Genomic DNA, 23,449 nt, shown 5'->3' with positions numbered 1-23,449 from the left:
AGGCGGGCAGCCCCCTGCCATGTCCCACGCCAGGGAGGTGCGACGTGAGTACGGATCAGCAGCCACGAGCGAATGACGGGTTGTTCCGGACGAAATCGGTCGAACAGTCGATCCGTGACACCGAGGAGCCCGAGCATGCGCTCAAGAAGTCGCTGTCCGCGTGGGACCTGACGGTCTTCGGTGTCGGCGTCATCATCGGCACCGGCATCTTCGTCCTCACCGGCAAGGTGGCGAAGGAGAACGCGGGACCGGCGACCGCGCTGGCCTTCGTGGCCGCCGGCATCGTCTGCGCGCTCGCCGCCCTGTGCTACGCGGAGTTCGCGTCGACGGTGCCCGTCGCCGGTTCGGCGTACACCTTCGCGTACGCCTCCATCGGCGAGCTGCCGGCCTGGATCATCGGCTGGGACCTCGTCCTGGAGTTCGCGCTCGGCACGGCGGTGGTCGCGGTCGGCTGGTCCGGCTATGTGCGCTCGCTGATGGACAACATCGGCTGGCATCTGCCGGCGTCACTCGAAGGGCCGGACGTACCGGGCGGCACCTTCGACCTCCTGGCCTTCATCCTGGTCCTGGTCCTCACCGTGGTCCTGGTCCTCGGCATGAAGCTGTCCGCCCGGATCACCGCCCTGGTCGTCGCGATCAAGGTCACCGTGGTCATGATCGTCATCGTCGCCGGTCTGTTCTTCATCGTCGGCGACAACTACAAGCCCTTCATCCCCGACGCGGTGACCCCGGAGAGCGGCCTCGGCTGGCAGGACGCCCCGCTGGTCCAGCTGATGTTCGGCTACGAGCCCACCAACTTCGGCGTCATGGGCATCTTCACCGCCGCGTCCGTGGTCTTCTTCGCCTTCATCGGCTTCGACGTGGTCGCCACCGCAGCCGAGGAGACCAAGCTGCCGCAGCGCGACATGCCCCGCGGCATCCTCGGCTCGCTCTTCATCTGCACCGTGCTGTACGTGGCGGTGGCGCTGGTCGTGACCGGAATGCAGCACTACACCGAACTGTCCGTCAGCGCCCCGCTCGCCGACGCCTTCAAGGCCGTCGGGCACCCGTTCTACGCGGGCGTGATCAGCTTCGGCGCCGCCGTCGGCCTCACCACGGTCTGTCTGATCCTGCTGCTCGGCCAGACCCGGGTGTTCTTCGCGATGAGCCGCGACGGGCTGCTTCCGCGGTTCTTCTCCATCACCCACCCGAAGTTCCGCACCCCGTACCGGCCGACCATCCTGCTCGGCGCGATCATCGCCGTCGTCTCCGGCTTCACCAGCATCAACGAGCTGGCGACCCTGGTGAACATCGGCACCCTGTTCGCCTTCGTGATGGTCGCGGCCGGCGTCATGGTGCTCCGCCGCACCCGCCCCGACCTGCACCGCGCCTTCCGCACCCCGTGGGTCCCGGTGCTGCCGATCCTCTCCATCGCCGCCTCGCTGTGGCTGATGCTGAACCTGCCCGGCGAGACCTGGCTGCGCTTCGCCATCTGGATGATCATCGGCTTCGTCGTCTACTTCCTGTACGGCCGCAACCACAGCCGCCTCGGCAAGCTGGGCCAGGACGCGAAGTACTGAGAGCCCGTCACCCGTTCGGACCGACGAAGGGCCTCCAGGACGAGCACGATCTCGTCAGCATGACAGCCCCGGCACCACAGGGTGCCGGGGCTGTCTCACGTACGCGTGCGTGCGGGGTTACGCCGGGACGCTCGCCACGCCCTGCGCCAGGAACCGCTTGCCGTTGACGCGCTCCGAGACGCCCTCACGGTCCAGGTACGGCGTGATGCCGCCCAGGTGGAAGGGCCAGCCCGCACCGGTGATCAGGCAGAGGTCGATGTCCTGCGCCTCGGCGACGACACCCTCCTCCAGCATCAGGCCGATCTCCTGCGCCACCGCGTCCAGGACGCGGTCGCGGGCCTGCTCCTCCGTCAGGACGACGTCGCCCTGCTTCAGGAGCGCGGCGACCTCGGGGTCGAGCTCCGGCTTGAAGCCGTTCTCCGGCTTGTAGACGTAGAAGCCGCGCTTGCCGGCCTCGACGACGGCCTTCAGGTTGGGGGAGACCTTGAAGCGCTCCGGGAAGGCGCGGTTCAGGGTCTCGGAGACGTGCAGACCGATGGCCGGGCCGACGAGCTCCAGGAGGACCAGCGGCGACATCGGCAGGCCGAGCGGCTCGACCGCCTTCTCCGCCACGGCCACCGGGGTGCCCTCGTCGATGATGTTCTGGATCTCGCCCATGAAGCGGGTGAGGATGCGGTTCACGACGAACGCCGGGGCGTCCTTCGTCAGGACCGCGGTCTTCTTCAGCTTCTTGGCGACACCGAACGCGGTGGCCAGCGAGGCGTCGTCGGTCTTCTCGCCGCGGACGATCTCCAGGAGCGGGAGGATCGCGACCGGGTTGAAGAAGTGGAAGCCGACCACGCGCTCCGGGTGCTGGAGCTTGGAGGCCATCTCGCTGACGGACAGCGAGGAGGTGTTGGTGGCGAGGATCGCGTGCGCCGGGGCGACCGCCTCGACCTCCGCGAACACCTGCTGCTTGACGCCCATCTCCTCGAACACGGCCTCGATGATGAAGTCCGCGTCCGCGAAGCCGGCGGCCTTGTCCAGGACACCGGTGACCAGGCCCTTGAGGCGGTTGGCCTTGTCCTGGTTGATGCGGCCCTTGCCGAGCAGCTTGTCGATCTCGCCGTGGACGTAGCCCACGCCCTTGTCGATGCGCTCCTGGTCGATGTCGGTCAGGACGACCGGCACCTCCAGGCGGCGCAGGAACAGCAGGGCCAGCTGGGAGGCCATCAGACCGGCGCCGACGACGCCGACCTTGGTGACCGGGCGGGCCAGGTTCTTGTCCGGGGCGCCGGCCGGGCGCTTGGCGCGCTTCTGCACCAGGTTGAAGGCGTAGATGCCGGAGCGCAGCTCGCCGCCCATGATCAGGTCCGCGAGGGCCTGGTCCTCGGCGTCGAAGCCCTTCTGCAGGTCGCCGTCCTTGGCGGCCTCGATGATCGCCAGGGCGCGGTAGGCGGCCGGGGCGGCACCGTGCACCTTGGAGTCGGCGATGGCACGGCCCTTGGCGACGGCCTGGTCCCAGGCCTCGCCGCGGTCGACCTCGGGACGCTCGACGGTCACGGAGCCGTTCAGCACGCCGGCGGTCCAGATGAGCGACTGCTCCAGGAAGTCGGCGCCCTCGAAGATCGCGTCGGCGATGCCGAGCTCGAAGACCTGCTTGCCCTTGAGCTGGCGGTTCTGGTTGAGGCTGTTCTCGATGATGACCGAGACGGCCTTCTCCGCGCCGATCAGGTTCGGCAGGATCGCGCAGCCGCCCCAGCCGGGGACGAGACCGAGGAAGACCTCGGGCAGCGAGAACGCCGGCAGGGCCTTGGAGACGGTGCGGTAGCTGCAGTGCAGACCGACCTCGACGCCGCCGCCCATGGCCGCGCCGTTGTAGTACGCGAAGGTCGGCACGGCGAGCGCGGCGAGACGCTTGAAGACGTCGTGGCCGCCCTTGCCGATGGCCAGGGCCTCGTCGTGCTTCTTCAGCAGCTCGACGCCCTTGAGGTCGGCGCCGACGGCGAAGATGAACGGCTTGCCGGTGATGCCGACGCCGACGATCTCACCGTTCGCGGCCTCGGCCTCGACCTGGTCGATCGCCGTGTTCAGGTTGGCGAGGGACTGCGGGCCGAAGGTGGTCGGCTTGGTGTGGTCGAAGCCGTTGTCCAGCGTGATCAGCGCGAACCGGCCGGCGTTGGCCGGCAGCTCGAAGTGCCGTACGTGGGGCGAGGTGACGACCTCGTCCGGGAAGAGCTCGGCGGCGCCCTTCAGAAGCTCGGCGGTGGTGCTCACTTGCCCTCCCAGTGGGGGTTCTCCCAGATGACCGTCGCGCCCATGCCGAAGCCGACGCACATCGTGTTGAGGCCGTAGCGGACCTGCGGGTTCTCCTCGAACTGGCGGGCCAGCTGCGTCATCAGACGGACGCCGGAGGAGGCGAGCGGGTGGCCGTAGGCGATGGCGCCGCCGTACTGGTTGACGCGGGCGTCGTCGTCGGCGATGCCGTAGTGCTCCAGGAAGGCGAGGACCTGGACGGCGAAGGCCTCGTTGATCTCGAAGAGACCGATGTCGTCGATCGACAGACCGGCCTTGGCCAGGGCCTTCTCGGTGGCGGGGATCGGGCCGTAGCCCATGACCTCGGGCTCGACGCCGGCGAAGGCGTAGGAGACCAGGCGCATCTTCACCGGGAGGTTGTTCTCGCGGGCGAAGTCCTCGGAGGCGATGATCGAGGCGGTGGCGCCGTCGTTGAGGCCGGCCGCGTTGCCCGCGGTGACGTTGCCGTGGACGCGGAACGGCGTCTTCAGGTTCGCCAGCGACTCCAGGGTGGTGCCCGGGCGCATCGGCTCGTCGGCGGTGACCAGGCCCCAGCCCGTCTCGCCGCCCTCGGGGGAGGTGCGGCGGACCGAGATCGGCACCAGGTCCTGCTGGATCTTGCCGTCGGCGTACGCCTTGGCGGCCTTCTCCTGCGAGCGCACGGCGTACTCGTCGGCGCGCTGCTTGGTGATGCTCGGGTAGCGGTCGTGCAGGTTCTCGGCGGTCATGCCCATGAACAGGGCGGACTCGTCGACCAGCTTCTCGCTGACGAACCGCGGGTTCGGGTCGACGCCCTCGCCCATGGGGTGGCGGCCCATGTGCTCGACACCACCGGCGATGACGGCGTCGTACGCGCCGAAGGCGATCGAACCGGCCGTCGTGGTCACGGCGGTCAGCGCGCCGGCGCACATGCGGTCGATGGAGTAGCCCGGCACGGACTGCGGGAGGCCCGCGAGGATGCCGGCGGTGCGGCCGAGGGTCAGGCCCTGGTCGCCGATCTGCGTGGTCGCGGCGATGGCGACCTCGTCGATCTTGGCGGGGTCGAGGCCGGGGTTGCGGCGCAGCAGCTCCCGGATGGCCTTGACGACGAGGTCGTCGGCGCGGGTCTCGTGGTAGATGCCCTTCGGGCCCGCCTTGCCGAACGGGGTACGGACGCCGTCGACGAAGACGACGTCCCTGACGGTACGAGGCACGATGGCTCTCCTCCAGGGTGCGGGATGGCACTGCTGCTGCGCGGGCACACGGCCCGGCACGCACCTAAGCGCGCGCTTGCTCCCCCCATGCTACTTGCGGGTAACCAGGCTGCCCACCCCCTGAGGGCCAAGCGGCGAAGGTCACATCCCACGACACCTCCTCAGCGCCTGCGTGCGCCCCCTCCGTGCGCCCGTCCGATCGGAGGTTTCCCCCACCGGAAGGGCTCAGGAAGGCGGCCGTGCCGTGGCGACGGGCACGCATCGTGCCGAGGCTGGCGTCGTCGGGGCGTGAGGCCCCCGGACCGATCACACGGAAGGATTCCCGTGGCAGCGATCATCACGAAGGACCATGAGGTCCCCCACAAGTCCACCGTCCCCGCGAACCAGGACGAGCTCGTCAAGCTCTTCGTGCGGGAGTACGACGGCACGCCCCTGGGGCATCTCCCGGAGCGCAAGGCCGTTCTCATGCTGCACGGCCGGAGCGTTCCGGCGCTCGCGGCCTTCGATCTCCAGCACGGCTCCTACAGCTGGGGGGAGTCCCTGGCCAAGGCCGGCTACGACGTCTTCATGATGGACCTCCAGGGCTCCGGACGGTCGCCGCGTCCCATGATGGACGACCCACGCAACGCCAACCCCGCCAACCAGAGCCTTCTGAAGCCGAGACCGGCGGGATTCGTCCCGGGCCCGCCGAACTACGCGTTCCAGCTGAACAACTCGTACAGCGACCGGGACGAGCTGCACACCGTCGTGGAGTACATCCGCAAAGAGCGGCAGGTGAGCACGGTCGCGTTCATCGCCTACTCCGCCGGAGCGATCACCATGGGGCCGTACGCGGTGAACAACCCCACCACGGTGGAGAGCCTGTTCCTGCTGGCGCCGGTCTTCCCGCCCAACGGCACGTCGAACCCGCCGAGCCAGCTTCCGCAGCCGGGCTTCCCGATGTTCCTGGGCACGAGATGGGGTCTCGAGTCGGGGTGGAACAACGAACTGGGCTGCGACGGCCAGCGCGAACTCGGCATCGTCGAGAAGGCGTGGGCCGCGATGATGGAGAACGAGCCCGTGGGCAGGACGTGGGGACCGCCGGAGGGCCTCAACCGGATTCGGAACTTCGTCCGGTGGGGCTGGAACAAGACGACCGCGGCGCAGGGCGGAGTCCTCGGCGGAAGCGTGCCCGTGCTGATCGTGTACGGGGACCACGACGCCACGGTGAACACGTCACCGCCCAGCTCCAACCCGGAACTCAACTTCTCCGTCCCCGCGCTCTACGACGCCGTCGCGGGCGCCCACAAGCTCATGGTCAAGCTGGAATGCGCGGGGCACACGGTGATCTGGGAGCAGCAGCACAAGAACGTGCACAACCTCTCGAAGTACTGGCTCAAGCAGCTCAAGGTCGACGGCAAGACCCAGGGCGTCTTCGAGATGAGCACGAACGGCGACCTCAGCCCGGCGTAGGACGGCGGAGCCCCCGGTGCGTGGGCACCGGGGGCTCCGCCCCGCGTACGGCCGGCGCTCAGGCCTTCGCGGACAGGGCCGCCGCCAGCAGCGGCGTCACCAGCTCCACCTGCCAGGCGCGGGCTCCGTAGCCGGTGAGGGCCGCCGCGACCGAGTCGGGGGTCGCCACCGGCGGCTCCCAGCACACCCGGCGCACGGTGTCCGGGGTGATCAGGTTCTCCTGCGGCAGGTTCAGCTCCTCCGCGAGCGCCGACACCGCGGTGCGCGCCGCCGCGAGGCGGGCCGCGGCGGCCGGGTCCTTGTCCGCCCAGGCACGCGGCGGCGGCGGGCCCGCCACCTGCTGGCCCGGCTGCGGCAGCTCGGACTCCGGCAGCGCCTTCGCCCGGTCCACCGCCGCCTGCCACTGCTCCAGCTGACGCCGGCCCATCCGCTGCCCGAAGCCGGGCAGTGCGGAGAGCGCGCCCGCGTTCGGCGGCAGCGCGAGGGCCGCCTCGACGATCGCGGTGTCGCTCAGCACCTTGCCGGGGGAGACGTCGCGCCGCTGGGCGATCCGGTCGCGGGTCGTCCACAGCTCCCGTACCACCGCCATCTGACGGCGCCGGCGCACCTTGTGCATGCCCGAGGTGCGGCGCCAGGGGTCCTTGCGCGGCGGCGCCGGCGGGGCCGAGGCGATCGCGTCGAACTCCTGCAGCGCCCACTCCAGCTTGCCCTGCCGGTCGAGCTCCTGCTCCAGCTCGTCGCGCAGGTCCACGAGCAGCTCCACGTCGAGCGCCGCGTAGCGCAGCCACGGGTCGGGGAGCGGGCGGGTGGACCAGTCGACCGCGGAGTGGCCCTTCTCCAGGGCGAAACCGAGCACCGACTCGACCATCGCGCCCAGGCCGACCCGCGGGAAGCCCGCGAGCCGCCCGGCCAGCTCGGTGTCGAACAGCCGGCTCGGCAGCATGCCTATGTCCCGCAGGCACGGCAGGTCCTGCGTCGCGGCGTGCAGGATCCACTCGGTGCCGTCGAGGGCCTCGCCGAGGCCGGACAGATCGGGGCAGCCGACCGGGTCGATCAGCGCGGTCCCCGCGCCCTCCCGGCGCAGCTGGACCAGATAGGCGCGCTGCCCGTAGCGGTAGCCGGAGGCGCGCTCGGCGTCGACGGCGACGGGTCCGCGGCCGGCCGCGAAGGCGGCGACCACCTGAGCCAGGGCGTCCTCGGTCGCCACGACGGGCGGGATGCCCTCGCGGGGTTCGAGCAGCGGGATCGGCAGCCCACGCGGAGGGACGTTCTCGTCCGAGGGGGCGCCCCCGGTGGTTCGCAGTGCGGTGTCACTCGCGGTGTCTTGGGCGTCGGTCACCTGTCAAGGGTATCCGTGAATGGCAAGCGCCCAGCGACGGAACATTCAGAGGGAACGTTCCGTCGCCGGGCGTCAGCCGTTCTGACCCACCGGGGAGCGGGTCCCGCGACTCAGTGGATGATCCCCGTGCGCAGCGCCACGGCGACCATTCCGGCGCGGTCGCCGGTGCCCAGCTTGCGGGCGATGCGGGCGAGGTGGCTCTTCACGGTGAGGGCCGAGAGGCCCATGGAGACGCCGATCGCCTTGTTCGACTGGCCCTCGGCGACGAGGCGCAGGACCTCGACCTCGCGGCCGGAGAGCTCGCGGTAGCCGCCCGGGTGGCTCGGGGCACCCGGGGGGCGGCGGTGGCCGAGGCGGGCGGCCGCCGAGCCGATGGGGGCCGCACCGGGGCGGGTGGGGTGCCCGATGTTGGTGCGGGTGCCGGTGACGACGTATCCCTTGACGCCGCCGGCCAGGGCGTTGCGCACGGCGCCGATGTCGTCGGCGGCGGAGAGGGCGAGGCCGTTGGGCCAGCCCGCCGCGCGGGTCTCGGACAGCAGCGTCAGACCGCTGCCGTCGGGCAGGTGGACGTCGGCCACGCAGATGTCGCGCGGATTGCCGACGCGGGGACGGGCCTCCGCGATGGACGACGCCTCGATGACGTCGCGCACCCCGAGCGCCCACAGGTGGCGGGTGACGGTGGAGCGGACGCGCGGGTCGGCCACGACGACCATGGCCGTCGGCTTGTTCGGGCGGTAGGCGACCAGGCTTGCGGGCTGCTCGAGGAGAACGGACACCAGGCCTCCTGGGGAAGGTGCGGGACGGAGCCGGCTCGGGGAAGAAGCCGGGGGGCGAACCCGTGCTGTGAAGGGGTCACTGACTCCTTCGGCACCTTGCCCGCCCGCCTTTAGGGAAAGATCACGATTTGGTGAGTAACAATTGGGGCAATTCGGACGCGTGATCGATCATCGTACGAGCCTCACGCGTGCGTGAGTCTTTCGGGGGACGGTTGGCGGGCCCTTCCGGACGCTTTCGAGCCCTCCCGGGCCCGGAGCCGCCCGCGGCCCGACCGAATATGTCCGAAAAACGCCCCTGCTCGCCAGGGCCGCCCGCCCGCTACGCCTGCTGCGGCCCCCGCCGCTGCGGCAGCGACACCACACCCGCCCCCGAGGTCGTCCCCGCGCCCGGCCCCGCCCCCGGGTCGGCCGGGGCCGGCGGCAGCCCCGCGACCTGGCACAGCAGATCGCACCAGGCCGCCAGATGCGCCCCGGTGTCCGGCACCCCCGCCGGACCCTCCTGCGGCGACCACGACGCCCGGATCTCGATCTGCGTCGCCGGACGGCGCTCCGCGAGTCCCCCGAAGTAGTGGGAGCCCGCCATGGTGACGGTCCCGCTCGCCTCCCCGTACGAGAGCCCGCGCGCGTCGAGCGCCCCCGTCAGCCAGGACCAGCACACCTCCGGGAGCAGCGGGTCCGCCGCCATCTCCGGCTCCAGCTCCGCCCGTACCAGCGTCACCAGCCGGAAGGCGCCCTTCCAGGCGTCGTGCCCGGCCGGGTCGTGCAGCAGCACGAGCCGCCCGTCCGCCAGGTCCTCCTCGCCCGCCACGACCGTCGCCTCCAGGGCGTACGCGTGCGGGGCGAGCCGCTGCGGCGGGCGGGTCGGGTCGACCTCGATCTCCGGCCGCAGCCGGGCCGCGCGCAGCCCCTCGACCGCCCGCCGGAACGCGGGCGGCACGGGGTTCGTCTCCGTGGGATTCACCCTGTCGCCCGCCGTCTTCCTCGTCCCTCTGATGCCGTCGGAATGATCGGAAAAATGTCCCTGAGCCGCAGCCATGCGGGGAAGAGTAGGCGGAACGGAGCCCGCGTGCGGGGAGGGACACCCGGGCCGGGCGAGCGGCTTCTCGCCACATGCGAAGATTCTGGGCGTGAGCGCCAACCACGGCCCCGAGGGGCAGCAGACGAAGCACCAGCCGCAGACGTACGACTCCGCCTTCCTCAAGGCGTGCCGGCGGGAGGCCGTGCCGCACACGCCGGTGTGGTTCATGCGCCAGGCCGGCCGTTCGCTGCCCGAGTACCTCAAGGTCCGCGAGGGCGTCCCGATGCTCGAGTCCTGCATGCTGCCCGAGCTGGTCACCGAGATCACCCTGCAGCCGGTGCGCCGCCACAAGGTCGACGCCGCCATCTACTTCAGCGACATCGTCGTCCCCCTCAAGGCCATCGGCGTCGACCTCGACATCAAGCCCGGCGTCGGCCCGGTCGTCGCCGAGCCCATCCGCACCCGCGCCGACCTGGCCCGGCTGCGCGACCTCACCCCGGAGGACGTGCACTACGTCACCGAGGCCATCGGCATGCTCACCGCCGAGCTCGGCCCCACCCCGCTGATCGGCTTCGCGGGCGCCCCGTTCACCCTCGCGAGCTACCTCGTCGAGGGCGGTCCGTCGCGCAATCACGAGCACACCAAGGCGCTCATGTACGGCGACCCGCAGCTGTGGGCCGATCTGCTCGACCGCCTCGCCGAGATCACCTCGGCCTTCCTCAAGGTGCAGATCGAGGCCGGCGCCTCCGCCGTCCAGCTCTTCGACTCCTGGGTCGGCGCCCTCGCCCCGGCCGACTACCGCCGCTCGGTCATGCCCGCCTCCACCAAGGTCTTCGACGCGGTCGCCTCGTACGGGGTGCCGCGCATCCACTTCGGTGTCGGTACGGGCGAGCTGCTCGGCCTCATGGGCGAGGCGGGCGCCGACGTCGTGGGCGTCGACTGGCGGGTCCCGCTCGACGAGGCCGCCCGCCGGGTCGGGCCGGGCAAGGCGCTCCAGGGCAACCTCGACCCGGCCGTGCTGTTCTCGACCCGGGAGGCCGTGGAGGCCAAGACGGACGAGGTCCTGGCCGCCGCGAAGGGCCTGGAGGGGCACGTCTTCAACCTCGGTCACGGGGTGCTGCCGACGACCGACCCGGACGCGCTGACCCGCCTGGTCGACTACGTCCACACCCGGACGGCCGTCTGACCGCCGTCCGGGCGCGAACCGGAGGCGCCCCGACCGCCGGGGATGCCTCCGGCGGTCGGGGCGGGCAGGGGTATGAGGTGAGGGGCGGTGCCGGGCGCGCGCGGCGCGGATCTGATCGTGCGAGTCATGGGATCAGTCACCCACGGTGAGGTGACTGCCGCAATTCGTCACCACATGTGACTGCTCCGCCCGGGTCGCCCCGTCGCTCCGACGGCTCCACGGCGGTCACACAGGCTCACCCCGCCGCCCGTACGGCCGCCACCGCCTTCCGCGCCGCCACCAGGACCGGGTCCCACACCGGCGAGAACGGCGGCGCGTAGCCCAGGTCCAGCGCCGTCATCTGCTCCACCGTCATCCCGGCCGTCAGCGCCACCGCCGCGATGTCCACCCGCTTCGCCGCGCCCTCGCGGCCCACGATCTGCACCCCGAGCAGCCGGCCCGTACGCCGCTCCGCGAGCATCTTCACCGTCATCAGCGCCGCCCCCGGGTAGTAGCCCGCGCGGCTCGTCGACTCCACCGTGACCGTCACATAGCGCAGCCCCACCTCGTGGGCGTCCTTCTCGCGCAGCCCGGTCCGGGCGATCTCCAGGTCGCACACCTTCGACACCGCCGTGCCCACCACGCCCGGGAAGGTCGCGTAGCCGCCGCCCACGTTCGAACCGATCACCTGACCGTGCTTGTTGGCGTGCGTGCCGAGCGCGATGTGCCGCTCGCGGCCCGACACCAGGTCGAGCACCTCCACGCAGTCGCCGCCGGCCCAGATGTTCTCGTGGCCGCGCACCCGCATCGCGAGGTCGGTGAGCAGCCCGCCGTACACCCCGAGGGGCAGCCCCGCCGCCCGGGCGAGCGTCGTCTCCGGCACCACACCCGTACCGAGGACCACCACGTCCGCCGGGTACTCGCCCGAGTCCGTCGCCACCGCCCGCACCCGGCCGTCCGCGCCGGTCAGGACCTTCGTCACCGGCGACGAGCCGACCGTGGTGATGCCCAGGCCGTCCATCGCCTCGTGCACCAGGCGCCCCATGTCCGGGTCCAGGGTGGCCATCGGCTGCTCGCCCCGGTTCAGGACCGTCACCTCGAAGCCGTGGCCGAGCAGAGCCTCCGCCATCTCCACGCCGATGTACCCGGCGCCGACCACCACCGCCCGCCGGCCCTTCGCCCGGGCCAGCGAGGCCAGCAGCGCCTCCCCGTCGTCCAGGGTCTGCACCCCGTGCACGCCCGGCGCGTCGATGCCCGGCAGCGGCGGGCGCAGCGGCCGCGCCCCGGTCGCGATCACCAGCTTGTCGAAGCCGGTCCACTCCTCCGCGCCCGACTCCAGGTCCCGGGCGCGCACCCGCTGACCGGCGACGTCGATCTCGACCACCTCGGTCCGGGTGCGCAGGTCGATGTCCCGGGCCCGGTGCTCCTCCGGGCTGCGGGCGATCAGCCTGTCCCGTACGGGAACGTCACCGCCGACCCAGTACGGGATGCCGCAGGCCGAGTACGAGCTGAAGTGCCCGCGCTCGAAGGCGACGATCTCCAGTTCCTCCGGCCCCTTGAGCCTGCGCGCCTGCGAGGCGGCCGACATGCCCGCCGCGTCGCCGCCGATGACCACCAGTCGTTCGCTCATACGAACACGCTACGACGAAGGGCCCGTTCGGCCGGGGCCCTTCGGCCAGGGTCCGGAACGGGGCGGCCCGGGCGATTTGAGAGAGTGGTCCCCTGAGCACGGCCCCCTGAGCACGGTCCCCAGGAGCGAGGAGCATGAGCCCCATGAACGCGAACGCGCAGCAGGTCGCGGGCGGTCCCGAGGTCGTCGTCGTGGGCGGCGGCATCTCCGGTCTCGCCGCGGCGCACCGACTCGTCACCGCGGGAGCCCGGGTGACCCTCCTGGAGGGCGGCGACCGGATCGGCGGAAAGCTGCTGGCCGGACAGATCGCCGGCGCCCCCGTGGACCTCGGCGCCGAGTCCCTGCTCGCCCGCCGCCCCGAGGCCGTCGCGCTCGCCGAGCGGGTCGGCCTGGCCGGCCGCGTCCAGGCCCCCGCCACCACCACCGCCTCCGTCTGGTCCCGCGGCGCGCTCGTGCCCATGCCGAAGGGGCACGTCATGGGCGTCCCCGCCGACGGCCGCGCCGTCGAGGGGCTGCTCTCCGCCGAGGCGATCGAACGGATCGGCCGCGACCGCGAACTCCCGCCCACCGAGATCGGCGAGGACATCGCCATCGGCGCGTACGTCGCCGAGCGCATGGGCCACGAGGTCGTCGACCGGCTCGTCGAACCCCTCCTCGGCGGCGTGTACGCGGGCGACGCGTACCGCATCTCCATGAAGGCCGCCGTCCCCGCGCTCTTCGCCGCCGCCCGCGAGCACGCCACCCTCGGCGAGGCCGTGCGCGCCGTGCAGCGGGCCGGCGCGGCCACCCCGAGCGACGCGGCGGGCGCGGGCACCGGGATCGGCGGGTCCGGCCTCGGCGGAGCCGCCTTCGCCGGCATCGAGGGCGGCGTCGGCACCCTGCCGCTCGCCGTCGCCGACGTGATCCGCGCCGCCGGCGGCGAGATCCTGACCGGCGCCCCCGTGACCGCGCTCCACCGCACGGGCGAAACCGGCTGGCAGGTCGTGACCCCGGACCGTACGTACACCGCCGACGCCGTCGTCCTCGCCACCCCCGCCGGGCCCACCGCCGCACTCCTCGGCGCCCACGCCCCCGCCGCCGCCACCGAACTGGCCGCCGTCGAGTACGCCTCCATGGCCCTGGTCACCCTCGCCTTCCGGCGCGCCGACCTGCCCGCGCTCCCCGGCTCCGGCTTCCTGGTGCCGCCCGTCGACGGCCACACCATCAAGGCCTCCACCTTCGCCAGCCAGAAGTGGCGCTGGGTGAGCGAGGGCGCCCCCGACCTCTTCGTGCTGCGCACCTCCGTGGGCCGGTACGGCGAGGAGGAGCAGGTGCACCGCGAGGACGCCGACCTCGTCGACGTCTCCCTCAAGGACCTGGCCGCCGCCACCGGCCTCGCCGCCAAGCCCGTCGCCACCACCGTGACCCGCTGGCTCGGCGGCCTGCCGCAGTACCCGGTCGGCCACCTCGCCCGGGTCGAGCGGATCCGCGCCGCCGTCGCGGGACTGCCCGGACTCGCCCTCGCGGGCGCCGTCTACGAGGGCGTCGGCATCCCCGCCTGCGTCGCCTCCGCCGAGCGCGCGGCCGACGAGATCATCGCCACGTCGAAAACCACCCACCCTGGTGCGGGGCACGCATCGTGACGGGCGAGAATAGGCGTATGAGTGCGCCCGAAAAGATCCCGAACGCCGGTAAGAAGGCGAAGGACCTCAACGAGGTCATCCGCTACACCCTGTGGTCTGTGTTCAAGCTGCGCGACGTTCTGCCCGAGGACCGGAGCGGCTACGCCGACGAGGTCCAGGAGCTGTTCGACCAGCTCGCCGCCAAGGACATCACGATCCGCGGCACGTACGACCTGTCCGGTCTGCGCGCCGACGCCGACGTGATGATCTGGTGGCACGCCGAGACGAGCGACGAGCTCCAGGAGGCGTACAACCTCTTCCGCCGCACCAGGCTGGGCCGCGCTCTGGAGCCGGTCTGGTCGAACATGGCGCTGCACCGCCCCGCCGAGTTCAACAAGTCGCACATCCCGGCCTTCCTGGCCGACGAGACCCCCCGCGACTACGTCTCGGTCTACCCCTTCGTGCGCTCGTACGACTGGTACCTGCTGCCCGACGAGGACCGCCGCCGGATGCTCGCCGACCACGGCAAGATGGCCCGCGGCTTCCCGGACGTGCGCGCCAACACGGTCGCCTCGTTCTCGCTCGGCGACTACGAGTGGATCCTCGCCTTCGAGGCCGACGAGCTGCACCGCATCGTCGACCTCATGCGTCACCTGCGCGGCTCCGAGGCGCGGATGCACGTCCGCGAGGAGATCCCGTTCTACACCGGCCGCCGCAAGAGCGTCGCCGACCTGGTGGCGGGCCTGGCCTGACGGCCCCCGACCAGGGCCTGTCCGGCGGATCAAGGCCCTCCCGACCCGGTCACCGCCCGGCGCCCAGCCGGGCGGTGATCCCTTGACCCGGAAGATCAGACGGCGGGCGAAGCCTCGCCTGCCGCTCCAGCGACACCGGGTCCGGCTCCGGGTGCGGCGCGCATGACGCGCGCCGCACCGGCGTCCCTTCTCCGGCGGCCCTCGTCGCATCCGGCACGGCCCCGGTGAGCAGATAGCGCTCCAGATGGCCGTTCACGCAGGCGTTCGGGCCGCCCCCGATGCCGTGCGACCCGGCGTTCCGCTCGGTCACGAGCGCCGCGCCGCCCAGCCTGCGCTGCAGCTCCAGGGCCCCCTCGTACGGCGCCGCCGCGTCCCGCTCCGCCGCCAGGATCAGCACCGGCGGCAGCACCCCGGGCCCGGTCCGCACGTCGAGCGGCTTCTGCCGCGACGTCTCCCAGTACGCGCAGGGCAGGTTCGCCCATACGTTGTCCCAGGTCTCGAACGGCGCCTGCCGTGCGAGCCGCGTGTTGTCCCGGTCCCAGAGCGCGAAGTCCTCCGGCCACGGCGCGTCGTTGCACTCCACCGCCGTGTAGACGGCCCCAGCGTTCCCCGGATCGGCGATCTCCGCGCCCTCGGCGCGGCCGGGCGGCGGATCGGCCGGACCCGCCTGCGCGACCAGCGCCTTCGGATCGCCCTTCAGATACGCGCCGAGGGCGCCCGCCCGCGCGGACCAGAACCGGTCGTCGTACAACGCCTGAAGCATCGCCGAATGCAGCTGGCCGGGCCCGACCTTCCCGCCCGCCGGCGCCGCCGCCAGCTCGGCCCGCACCTTCTCGTAGTTCCGCGCCACCTCGGCGGCCGTCGCGCCGAGCCCGTACACCGCGTCGTGCTTCGCCGCCCAGGTACGGAAGTCCGTCCAGCGGCGCTCGAAGGCCGCCGACTGGTCGAGGTTGTTCACGTACCAGATCTGCTGCGGCGCCGGGTTCACGGGCGCGTCGAACACCATCCGCCGCACCCGGTGCGGGAACAGCGTCGCGTACAGCGCCCCGAAGTACGTGCCGTAGGACGCGCCCATGTACGTCAGCCGCCGCTCGCCGAGCGCCGCCCGCAGCACCTCCAGATCACGGGCGTTGTTCAGCGAGTGGTAGTGGCGCAGCGCCGTGCCGGTACGCCGGGCACAGCCCTGCGCGTACGTCCGGGCACGCGCGATCCGCTCCTGCTTGAACACCTCCGACGGCACCGTCGGCGCGAGCGTCGGCCCCTTCGTACGGTCGGCCGGGTCCTGGCAGGACACCGGCGCCGACCGGCCCACCCCGCGCGGGGCGTAGCCGACCAGGTCGTACGCGGCGGAGATCCGCTGCCAGGCCGGGAGCCCGGCGGCCATCGGGAAGTACGTCGAGGAGGCCCCCGGCCCGCCCGGGTTGTAGACCAGGGCGCCCTGCCGCTCGGCCGCCGGCCCGGAGGCCTTCACCCGGCTGACGGTGAGCGGGATCCGGGTCCCGTCGGGACGCGCGTAGTCCAGCGGCACCCGCACGGTGCCGCACTCCACCGGCGCCGGCAGCTTCTCCACCGCCGGGCAGGGCCCGAAGGCGATCCCCTCGGCCGCCGCGGCCCGGGCGGCGACGGTGACACCCCGGCTCTCGGAGGGCGGGGCGTCGGTGCGGGGGACGGCGACGGCGGGGGAGACGGCGGTGGGAGCGAGGAGAGCGGACAGCAGCAGCGCGGCGGACTTCATGCGCGTCCCCTTCTTGTGGCCGTGGGGGGAGGGGTTTCAGCGGACCCCAGCGCACCGCACAAGTAAAGGATCTACGGCCGGTGTCGGGTGTCATGTACCCGAAAGGCCGTCCGGAACGGCCCGCCACCGGAAACCGGTCTGACCGCTCTGACCGCTCTACGAGCTGGAACCGCAGCTCGAACCGCTGCTGGAGGAGCAGGAACTGCCCGACGAGGACGAGCACGAGCTGCCGCTGGACGAGGAGCAGCCGCTGACGCCGCCGCCCCCGGAGCAGGAGCTGCCGCCGGAGCACGAGCTTCCGCCGCCCCCGCAGCCGCCGCCCGCCCCGCCGGCCGCCGCCGCGCACCACATCACGGGGATCAGGGCGGCGTCGGACGAGGACGAGTGAGTGGACGCGTGGTGGTGCGTGGAGGAGCGGCGGACCGGGGGCGTCGGACGGTAGGTGCGGGCCGTGGTGGCCAGCTGGTCGCGCAGGACGGGGTCGGGCAGCCCCGGCAGGCCCTGCAGGGCCACGAGCAGGGCCGGGTCCACGACGGCCTGCGAGCGCGCGAACGCGTCGACCGCCGCCCGCCCCGCCGGGGTGACCCGCCGCTTCGCCGCGACCGCGCACATCACGGCCGCGGTCAGCGTGACGGCGAGCACCGGAAGCACCTTCAGGACGAGCGGCACCCGCGGCGGCCCGAAGCCGACGAGGTCGACAAGCGAGAACATCAGGGCGAACAGCGTCGCCATGGCGCCGAGCATGCCCACGGAGGCACCCCACACGCCTGCCGAACGGCGTGCCCTCGGCTCCATGATCAGCCCGCGCGCGGCCAGCGCGTCGCCGATCTCCTGCACCGCCGGGTGCCGCATCACGGCGAACCGCAGCGGGCCGAGCGCCGCCGTGAAGGCCGTGGACAGCTCCTGGAGCACGGCCCGCTCGACCGGGTCGTACGCGGTCGGCCGCAGCACCTGCACGATGCCGGGGCCGCCGACCACGAGCCGCCCGTCCGCGTGCAGGGCGGTGATCGCGGTGTCGGCGACCCGGGCCGGGCCGCCGTTGAGGAACGCCGTCTCGTAGCGGTCGTGGACCGTGACACCGCCGGGCGGTGTGCGCCGGATCCGGCGCAGCTTGACGACGAGGACGGCGGCCAGGGGGCCGAGGAACAGGTAGTAGAGGAAGGCCACGGTGTTCACCGGCGCTCACCCCTTCCCAGTGCGGTCTTTCCGAGTGCGGTACGGATGCGATGCCCGAGGCGGGCCGCCGGGCCGGGCGGCCGGATGCCCGCCCGTTCCTTCCACCAGGCGGTGAGGCGGGTGCGCGCCGCGTCGTCCTCGGGGCGGCCGGCGACGAGCAGCGTCTCGACGAAGTCGAGGGCGTCGTGCCGGTAGCCGTCGGTCATGGGCCGCTTCCTGGCGTACGCGAGGAAGGCGGGCCGGTACTCCTCGCCGAGGATGTCCGGCAGTTCGGGCGCCACCTTCGCGACCACGTCCGCTCGCTTGGCCGCGAGCGCCCGGCTCTGCACGCCGAGCCGCTTCACGTCGAAGCCCTCCGGCGCGGGCGTCCCGGCGACGAGCGCGGACAGCAGCGCGGCCTCGGCGAGGCCGACGCGCTGCCGGGCCGCCGCCGGGTCGGCCGTACGGGGAGGGGGCACGGGCGCCGACGGGTGTACGGGCCCGAGCGGCATCGCGCCGCCCGAGGCCCGGGCGCCCGCCCCGATCAGCAGCGGCCGGGGCCGGACGGCCGCCACGGTCACGGTCGTACGGATCGCGGTGAGTTCGGCGGCCAGCTCCTCCGGCGCCGGGAAGTTGTCGTCCCGCTCCAGGAGCACGCCCGGCGGGGCGATCCGCGAGGACAGGTCGGCGAGCACGTCGAGCACCGCCGGGGGCACCGGGTGCGCGTGGGTGTCGTGCCAGACCCCGTCACGTTCCAGGCCGCCGGCCACGTGCACGTACGCGAGGGCCTCGACCGGCAGCGCCGACAGGGCCTCGGCCGGGTCCTCGCCCCGGTTCACCCGGTTGGTGTGGAGGTTGGCCACGTCGATGAGCAGCCGCACCCCCGTGCGCTCCACCAGCTCCGCCAGGAACTGCCCCTCCGTCAGCTCCTCGCCCGGCCAGGCGACCAGGGCGGCGATGTTCTCCAGGGCCAGCGGCACCGGCAGCACGTCCTGCGCGATCCGCACGTTCTCGCAGAGCACGTCCAGCGCGTCCCAGGTGCGCGGCACCGGCAGCAGGTGCCCGGCCTCCAGGAGCGGGCTCGCGGTCAGCGGCCCCCCGGCCCGTACGAACGCGATGTGCTCCGTCACCAGCGGCGCCCCCAGCGCCTCCGCCTTCCGCGCGAGCGCGTCGAGCCGCCCCGCGTCGGGCCGGTCCGCCCCGCCGAGCCCCAGCGACACCCCGTGCGGCACGACGGTCGTCCCCCGCGCCCGCAGCCGCGCCAGGGAGTCGGGCAGGTGGTCGGCGCAGATGTTCTCGGCGACGACCTCGACCCAGTCGACCCCGGCCAGCGCCTCGACCGCCTCCGCGATCTCCGGCCGCCACCCGATCCCGACCCCGAGCTTCTTCACGTCCCCCATGTCCCCCTCCTTCGGTCCCAGGGGTGATGGCCCGGAAGCCGTCGTTCGAATCCGCAGCGGGGAACCTTCAGAGCTTGATTTGAGGTTCAGCTCGCCCGGATTCCCAGCGCCGGGTACTCCGAGACGACCGTGCACGAGCCCGGTGCGATCTCCGTGAAGCCCGCGTCCTGGACCACCGGGAGGTCGCCCGACGTGAGGAGCGGCCAGCGGGACGGGGCGGCGGTGCGGACCGCGAGGGGGAAGCCGGCGGCGCGCCAGGCCTTGCGGTCGGCGCCGGAGAGGCGCCACCAGAGGAGCTGGGCGCCGTGGCCGGTCTGGGCCATCGTCTTGCCGGCCGACATGTCGAGCTCGGGGTTGAGCCACAGCACGGGCACGTCCGCCGGAGCGGGGCCGGGCGCGGCCGGGTCCTCCAGGTCGGTGCCCGAGACCTGGAGGCGGGCCAGGTCCTTGGGCCAGCCGTCCAGCGGGACCGGCGGGAAGACCCGTACCTCCGTGCCCTGAGCACCCGTCACCGTCAGGCCCGGCAGCGCCTCCGCGCGGCGCCACTCCGCGCCGCGCGCCCGGCGCACCACCTTGCGGATCCGGGCGTCCTGCCAGTCCTCGATGGCCCTCGCCCACTCGCCCTCGCCCTGCGAGCGCTCGTCGGCCAGGATCTCCAGGACCGCGCGGGCCGAGGTCTCCAGGGCGTCGGTACGGGCCGGGGGCGCGGCGCGCTCGATGCGCACCACGAGGGGGAGGACGAACTGCGGCTTCTCGTCACGGGGGTCGTTGCTGCTCACCCGGCAAGTCTGCCACCGCGCACGGGAGGTGTTCCTTGTGGGAACGGGACGTTCCGGGACAGGATGCCTGCCATGAAGAGCGATCTTTTCAACAAGGAACACCTCGCCGAGGCGGCGCCGATACCGGGGATGACCCTCCAGAACGCCAAGTCGGTCAAGTACACCGTCAACGGGGAGATGCACGCCCGGCAGGGCTCCATGGTCGCCTTCCGGGGGAACCTGCAGTTCGAGCACAAGAGCCAGGGCCTCGGCGGGCTGCTCAAGCGGGCCGTGACCGGCGAGGGCCTGGCGTTGATGGCCGTGCGCGGCCAGGGCGAGGCGTGGTTCGCGCACGAGGCGCAGAACTGCTTCATCGTCGAGGTCGAGCAGGGCGACGCGCTCACCGTCAACGGCCGCAACGTGCTGTGCTTCGACGCCACACTGCACTACGAGATCAAGACGGTGAAGGGCGCCGGCATGACCGGCGGCGGCCTGTTCAACAGCGTCTTCACCGGCTACGGCAAGCTCGCCCTGATGTGCGAGGGCAACCCGATCGTCATACCGGTCACCCCGCAGGCTCCCGTCTTCGTCGACACCGACGCCGTCGTCGGCTGGAGCGCCGACCTGCAGACCTCGCTGCACCGCTCGCAGTCCTTCGGCTCGATGATCCGCGGCGGCTCGGGCGAGGCGGTCCAGCTCCGCCTGGACGGTCAGGGCTTCGTCATCGTCCGCCCGAGCGAGGCCGTTCCGCAGAAGGTGTCCAACTGACCCGGGTCCTAGGGGGTGTCTCGCCGATCATGCCGGGCTCCCGACGCCTGTCACCGCGCCTCGCCGCGTTGTCGTCGGTCGGCAACGCTCCGCGTTGACTCCCTCCTCCGCCTTGCGATCCACGGCACCAGACGCCGCTCGCTGACCCGGCCTGATCGACAAGACACCCCCCTAGGATTCACGGCATGAGGTTCGAAGGCGTCGGACGGCGGTACGGGCCGCGCGGGCCCTGGGTGCTGCGCGGGGTCGGGTTCGTCCTGCCCGCGGGCACCCTGGTCCGCGTCAGCGGCGGCAACGGCAGCGGCAAGTCGACCCTGCTGCGGCTCGTCGCGGGCATCGACGCGCCCGGCGAGGGCCGGATCACCGGCCGCCCGGCCCGTACCGCGTACGTCCCCGAGCGCTTCCCCGCCGCCCTCCCGCTCACCGCGGCCGGCTACCTCGTCCACCTCGGCCGCATCCAGGGCCTGGACGGGCGGACCGCCCGCGCCCGGGCGGGGGAGTGGCTGGAGCGCTTCGGCGCGGACGGCTACCGGAACACCCCGCTCGCCGAACTCTCCAAGGGCACCAGCCAGAAGGTGGCCGTCGCCCAGGCCCTCCTCGCCGAACCGGGCCTCCTCGTCCTCGACGAGGCCTGGACCGGCCTCGACACCGGCGCCCGCGCCGAACTCGACCGCGCGGTGCGCGAGCGGGTCGCGGCGGGCGGCCGGGTGGTCTTCGTCGACCACGACCCGCGGCGCCTCGCGGGCGAGGCGGACGCGGCGTACGCGGTGACGGCGGGCCGGGTCCACCCGGTGGAGCCCGCGCCGCAGCCGGAGCCCGGACCCCGGATCCGTATCACCGCGTCCGGTGGCACGGAACTCCCGGCGGGTGCGCGGTGGGAGGCCGGCCGGCTGACGGTCACCGTCGAGGCCGACCGCTCGGACGAGGCGCTGCGTTCGCTGCTGGACGCCGGCTGGCACATCGCAGGGGTGGTCGAAGAAGCTCTGGAAGGGGTACGGGAATGAGCGCGCTGCTCCGCTATCAGGCCGCCCTGCTCCTGCGCTCCCAGCGCTGGCTGGCGCCCTTCCTCCTGTACGCGGCCTTCGTGGGCGTCGGCGTCCAGGCGGGCGAGCCGGTGCTCGGGGCCCTCGGCTACGCGGTGGCCGGCCTGGTCCCGGTCGCGGCCTGGGCGGTCCGGATCTGCCTCGACCAGGAGCCGCCCGCCGCCCGTACGGTCGTCGCGGCGGCCTCCGGCCGTGCCCGCGCCCACCTCGCGGCGGTCCTCACGGCGACCGGCGCGGTCCTCCTGGTGGGCGCGGTCGCGGTCCTCGCCCTGACCGTGATCGCCGACCCCCGGGGCGTCCGCCCGCCGGTGGCCGCCGCCTCGGGTCTGCTCGCCATGGGCGTCTGCGTCCTGACGGGCGCCGCCGTCGGCACGCTCACCACCCGCCCCCTGGTCCCGTCCCGCGGCTGGTCCCTCACGACCCTGCTGCTCGGCTCCCTGCTGGCCCTGGTCACCCCCGGCTCCCCGGCCGCGGGCGCCGTCTCCGCCCTGGTCAACGCCGCCCGCACCACCGAGCCCCCGTTCCCCTGGCTCGCCGCGGCCACCGCCCCGGCCCTCGCGGCGGCGGCCGTCGCCCTGGCCTGCCGGGCCACGGCCTGGCGCGAGTGAGGACGACGGGAGCGGCCGGGCTACGATCGGCGTTCATCCCGTCGTCCCGCTTGCAGAACCCCCAGAAGAGTCAGCCCGCAGAGGAAGCACCGTGTCCCAGAACGCGCCGTCGGCCTTGAGTTCCGGCGCCTCAGACTCCTCGCCTGCCGGGCGCACGGCGTATTTCGACAACGCGAAACTACTGGCGGTCGTCCTGGTGGTGTGCGGTCATTTCTGGGAGCCGTTGATCGGACAGCCCGAACAGCGGCACATCAAGGCGCTGTATCTGTTGGTGTACACCTTCCACATGCCCGCCTTCATCCTCGTTTCGGGCTTCTTCTCGCGCGGTTTCACGGCGCAGCCACGCCAGATACGTCGTCTCGTGAGCGGGGTTCTCGTCCCCTTCGTTCTATGGGGAACCCTCCTCGCTCTTTTCAATGGATTCGTCACCGATGAATCCGTGACGATCAAGCCGCTCACCCCGGTCTGGGTGACCTGGTTCCTGATCGCTCTCTTCCTGTGGCGGCTCTCCACCCCGCTGTGGCGGAACCTGCGGGCCCCCGTGACGACCGCGACCGCCCTCTTCCTCGCCGCGGGTGCCTTCTCGCTCGGGGCCCAACTGTCCATCACCCGTGTTCTGCAATTCCTGCCCTGTTTCGTGATCGGCCTCGTGATGGATCCCCGGCATCTCGCCCGGCTGCGCGAGGCGCGATGGATCAAGGCGGCGGCGGTCATCTCCTTTCTCACGGTCGGTGGGGCGGCATTCGTGGTCGCACCCGATTTCAACGCGGTATGGCTCTACCGCAGTGCCGGAGCCCCGGACCTCCATGTCTCCTACGGGCACTGGGTCGCCGAAGCCCTGGTCATCCACGTGGTCGGACTCGTCCTGACCGCCGCGTTCCTTGTCCTCGTCCCGAGTCGCCGCACCTGGTACACGTCTCTCGGCGCCGGCACGATGTGCGCTTTTCTGCTGCATGCCTTCATTCGCCAGGCCATGGTTGCGACCGGCCTCTATGAGCGCGACGCCCTCCAGGGCCTCCCGGGTCAGCTGGCACTCACCGCCCTCGCGCTCGCCCTCGCTCTGCTCCTGTGCACCCGCCCGGTCCGGGCACTGATGCGCCCGCTGGTCGAACCACGTCTGAACTGGCTCTTCCGTCCGGACGCCCCTGCTCGATCCGAAAGCGCGCGCGTGCACGGACCGAGCTGACGGAGTCCCTCGCCTTTCGCTCCCCGTTCCGCGGTAG

The 23,449-nt window shown here is 72.6% G+C and carries 19 protein-coding genes; 9 read left to right on the top strand and 10 right to left on the bottom strand.

The annotated features are described in order from the left end of the window. Positions 1–44: 44 nt before the first annotated feature. Positions 45–1,559 carry an amino acid permease gene (locus tag AB0M18_RS25780; protein WP_365761905.1) on the top strand — a complete coding sequence of 505 codons (1,515 nt, stop codon included), beginning with the start codon at positions 45–47 and terminating at the stop codon, positions 1,557–1,559. 117 nt (positions 1,560–1,676) lie between these two features. On the opposite strand, the gene AB0M18_RS25775 is transcribed toward AB0M18_RS25780, so the two are convergent. Together AB0M18_RS25775 and AB0M18_RS25770 are read right to left on the bottom strand one after the other, a co-directional pair. Next, on the bottom strand, positions 1,677–3,815 hold the full coding sequence (locus tag AB0M18_RS25775; protein ID WP_365761903.1) for a 3-hydroxyacyl-CoA dehydrogenase NAD-binding domain-containing protein: 2,139 nt from the start codon (positions 3,813–3,815) through the stop codon (positions 1,677–1,679). Further along, the gene (locus AB0M18_RS25770) at positions 3,812–5,026 is read right to left on the bottom strand and encodes an acetyl-CoA C-acyltransferase (protein ID WP_365761901.1); all 1,215 of its coding nucleotides are present in this window, start codon (positions 5,024–5,026) and stop codon (positions 3,812–3,814) included. Before AB0M18_RS25770 ends, AB0M18_RS25775 begins: the two co-directional genes overlap by 4 nt. A 408-nt stretch (positions 5,027–5,434) precedes the next feature. Here AB0M18_RS25770 and AB0M18_RS25765 point away from each other — a divergent pair, with 408 nt between their 5' ends. After that, positions 5,435–6,478, top strand: a complete 1,044-nt coding sequence (locus AB0M18_RS25765; RefSeq protein ID WP_365762042.1) for an alpha/beta fold hydrolase — start codon at positions 5,435–5,437, stop codon at positions 6,476–6,478. A gap of 58 nt (positions 6,479–6,536) precedes the next feature. Here AB0M18_RS25765 and AB0M18_RS25760 read toward each other — a convergent pair whose 3' ends face one another. The 3 genes from AB0M18_RS25760 to AB0M18_RS25750 form a co-directional block, all read right to left on the bottom strand. Next, positions 6,537–7,817 carry a ribonuclease D gene (locus tag AB0M18_RS25760; protein WP_365761899.1) on the bottom strand — a complete coding sequence of 427 codons (1,281 nt, stop codon included), beginning with the start codon at positions 7,815–7,817 and terminating at the stop codon, positions 6,537–6,539. A 110-nt stretch (positions 7,818–7,927) separates the two neighbouring features. After that, a complete protein-coding gene (locus tag AB0M18_RS25755) occupies positions 7,928–8,593 on the bottom strand; it encodes a response regulator transcription factor (RefSeq protein ID WP_017242457.1) in 666 nt (221 codons plus the stop codon). A 319-nt stretch (positions 8,594–8,912) separates the two neighbouring features. Continuing rightward, positions 8,913–9,629 (bottom strand): DUF3000 domain-containing protein, encoded by a 717-nt coding sequence (locus AB0M18_RS25750; protein WP_365761897.1) that lies wholly within the window; start codon positions 9,627–9,629, stop codon positions 8,913–8,915. 91 nt (positions 9,630–9,720) lie between these two features. Here AB0M18_RS25750 and hemE point away from each other — a divergent pair, with 91 nt between their 5' ends. After that, complete coding sequence (gene hemE / locus AB0M18_RS25745; RefSeq protein WP_365761895.1) at positions 9,721–10,797, top strand: uroporphyrinogen decarboxylase; 1,077 nt, start codon at positions 9,721–9,723, stop codon at positions 10,795–10,797. A 235-nt stretch (positions 10,798–11,032) separates the two neighbouring features. Here the strand turns inward: hemE and AB0M18_RS25740 are convergent, their stop codons facing one another. Next, a complete protein-coding gene (locus AB0M18_RS25740) occupies positions 11,033–12,406 on the bottom strand; it encodes an FAD-dependent oxidoreductase (RefSeq protein ID WP_365761893.1) in 1,374 nt (457 codons plus the stop codon). A gap of 143 nt (positions 12,407–12,549) precedes the next feature. Here AB0M18_RS25740 and hemG point away from each other — a divergent pair, with 143 nt between their 5' ends. Next, entirely contained in the window at positions 12,550–14,028 is a 1,479-nt protein-coding gene (hemG, locus tag AB0M18_RS25735) for a protoporphyrinogen oxidase (protein ID WP_365762040.1), read from the top strand. Positions 14,029–14,045: 17 nt separating this feature from the next. Continuing rightward, positions 14,046–14,759 carry a hydrogen peroxide-dependent heme synthase gene (gene hemQ, locus AB0M18_RS25730; protein ID WP_365761891.1) on the top strand — a complete coding sequence of 238 codons (714 nt, stop codon included), beginning with the start codon at positions 14,046–14,048 and terminating at the stop codon, positions 14,757–14,759. A 49-nt stretch (positions 14,760–14,808) separates the two neighbouring features. Here the strand turns inward: hemQ and AB0M18_RS25725 are convergent, their stop codons facing one another. From AB0M18_RS25725 to AB0M18_RS25710, 4 genes are all read right to left on the bottom strand, one after another. Beyond that, positions 14,809–16,494 (bottom strand): alpha/beta hydrolase, encoded by a 1,686-nt coding sequence (locus AB0M18_RS25725; RefSeq protein WP_365761889.1) that lies wholly within the window; start codon positions 16,492–16,494, stop codon positions 14,809–14,811. A 156-nt stretch (positions 16,495–16,650) separates the two neighbouring features. Then, positions 16,651–17,670, bottom strand: a complete 1,020-nt coding sequence (locus AB0M18_RS25720; protein WP_365761887.1) for a TIGR04222 domain-containing membrane protein — start codon at positions 17,668–17,670, stop codon at positions 16,651–16,653. Next, a complete protein-coding gene (locus AB0M18_RS25715) occupies positions 17,667–19,049 on the bottom strand; it encodes a DUF692 domain-containing protein (protein ID WP_365761885.1) in 1,383 nt (460 codons plus the stop codon). Before AB0M18_RS25715 ends, AB0M18_RS25720 begins: the two co-directional genes overlap by 4 nt. A gap of 86 nt (positions 19,050–19,135) precedes the next feature. Continuing rightward, a complete protein-coding gene (locus AB0M18_RS25710; protein ID WP_365761883.1) occupies positions 19,136–19,828 on the bottom strand; it encodes a peptidyl-tRNA hydrolase in 693 nt (230 codons plus the stop codon). A 72-nt stretch (positions 19,829–19,900) separates the two neighbouring features. Here AB0M18_RS25710 and AB0M18_RS25705 point away from each other — a divergent pair, with 72 nt between their 5' ends. The 4 genes from AB0M18_RS25705 to AB0M18_RS25690 all read left to right on the top strand — a co-directional run bounded on the left by AB0M18_RS25705 (position 19,901) and on the right by AB0M18_RS25690 (position 23,412). After that, positions 19,901–20,575: an AIM24 family protein gene (locus AB0M18_RS25705; protein ID WP_365761881.1), complete on the top strand. Its 675-nt coding sequence runs from the start codon at positions 19,901–19,903 to the stop codon at positions 20,573–20,575. A 185-nt stretch (positions 20,576–20,760) separates the two neighbouring features. Continuing rightward, complete coding sequence (locus tag AB0M18_RS25700; protein WP_365761879.1) at positions 20,761–21,579, top strand: ABC transporter ATP-binding protein; 819 nt, start codon at positions 20,761–20,763, stop codon at positions 21,577–21,579. Continuing rightward, positions 21,576–22,226 carry an ABC transporter gene (locus AB0M18_RS25695; RefSeq protein ID WP_365761877.1) on the top strand — a complete coding sequence of 217 codons (651 nt, stop codon included), beginning with the start codon at positions 21,576–21,578 and terminating at the stop codon, positions 22,224–22,226. Before AB0M18_RS25700 ends, AB0M18_RS25695 begins: the two co-directional genes overlap by 4 nt. 91 nt (positions 22,227–22,317) lie before the next feature. Continuing rightward, complete coding sequence (locus AB0M18_RS25690; RefSeq protein WP_365761875.1) at positions 22,318–23,412, top strand: acyltransferase family protein; 1,095 nt, start codon at positions 22,318–22,320, stop codon at positions 23,410–23,412. Positions 23,413–23,449 lie beyond the last annotated feature (37 nt).

This window comes from Streptomyces sp. NPDC051909 (genome assembly GCF_040681095.1).
Taxonomy (GTDB): Bacteria; Actinomycetota; Actinomycetes; order Streptomycetales; family Streptomycetaceae; genus Streptomyces.
The sequence above is the reverse complement of the archived record's forward strand: the minus strand, read 5'-3'. Positions and strand labels throughout refer to the sequence as shown.

Excerpts from the sequence above, each read along its gene's own strand:
- AB0M18_RS25715 (WP_365761885.1), bottom strand. The coding sequence starts at position 19,049 with ATGGGGGACGTGAAGAAGCTCGGGGTCGGGATCGGGTGGCGGCCGGAG.
- hemG (WP_365762040.1), top strand. The coding sequence starts at position 12,550 with ATGAACGCGAACGCGCAGCAGGTCGCGGGCGGTCCCGAGGTCGTCGTC.
- hemQ (WP_365761891.1), top strand. The coding sequence starts at position 14,046 with ATGAGTGCGCCCGAAAAGATCCCGAACGCCGGTAAGAAGGCGAAGGAC.
- AB0M18_RS25700 (WP_365761879.1), top strand. The coding sequence starts at position 20,761 with ATGAGGTTCGAAGGCGTCGGACGGCGGTACGGGCCGCGCGGGCCCTGG.
- AB0M18_RS25695 (WP_365761877.1), top strand. The coding sequence starts at position 21,576 with ATGAGCGCGCTGCTCCGCTATCAGGCCGCCCTGCTCCTGCGCTCCCAG.
- AB0M18_RS25740 (WP_365761893.1), bottom strand. The coding sequence starts at position 12,406 with ATGAGCGAACGACTGGTGGTCATCGGCGGCGACGCGGCGGGCATGTCG.
- AB0M18_RS25705 (WP_365761881.1), top strand. The coding sequence starts at position 19,901 with ATGAAGAGCGATCTTTTCAACAAGGAACACCTCGCCGAGGCGGCGCCG.
- AB0M18_RS25750 (WP_365761897.1), bottom strand. The coding sequence starts at position 9,629 with ATGGCTGCGGCTCAGGGACATTTTTCCGATCATTCCGACGGCATCAGA.
- AB0M18_RS25725 (WP_365761889.1), bottom strand. The coding sequence starts at position 16,494 with ATGAAGTCCGCCGCGCTGCTGCTGTCCGCTCTCCTCGCTCCCACCGCC.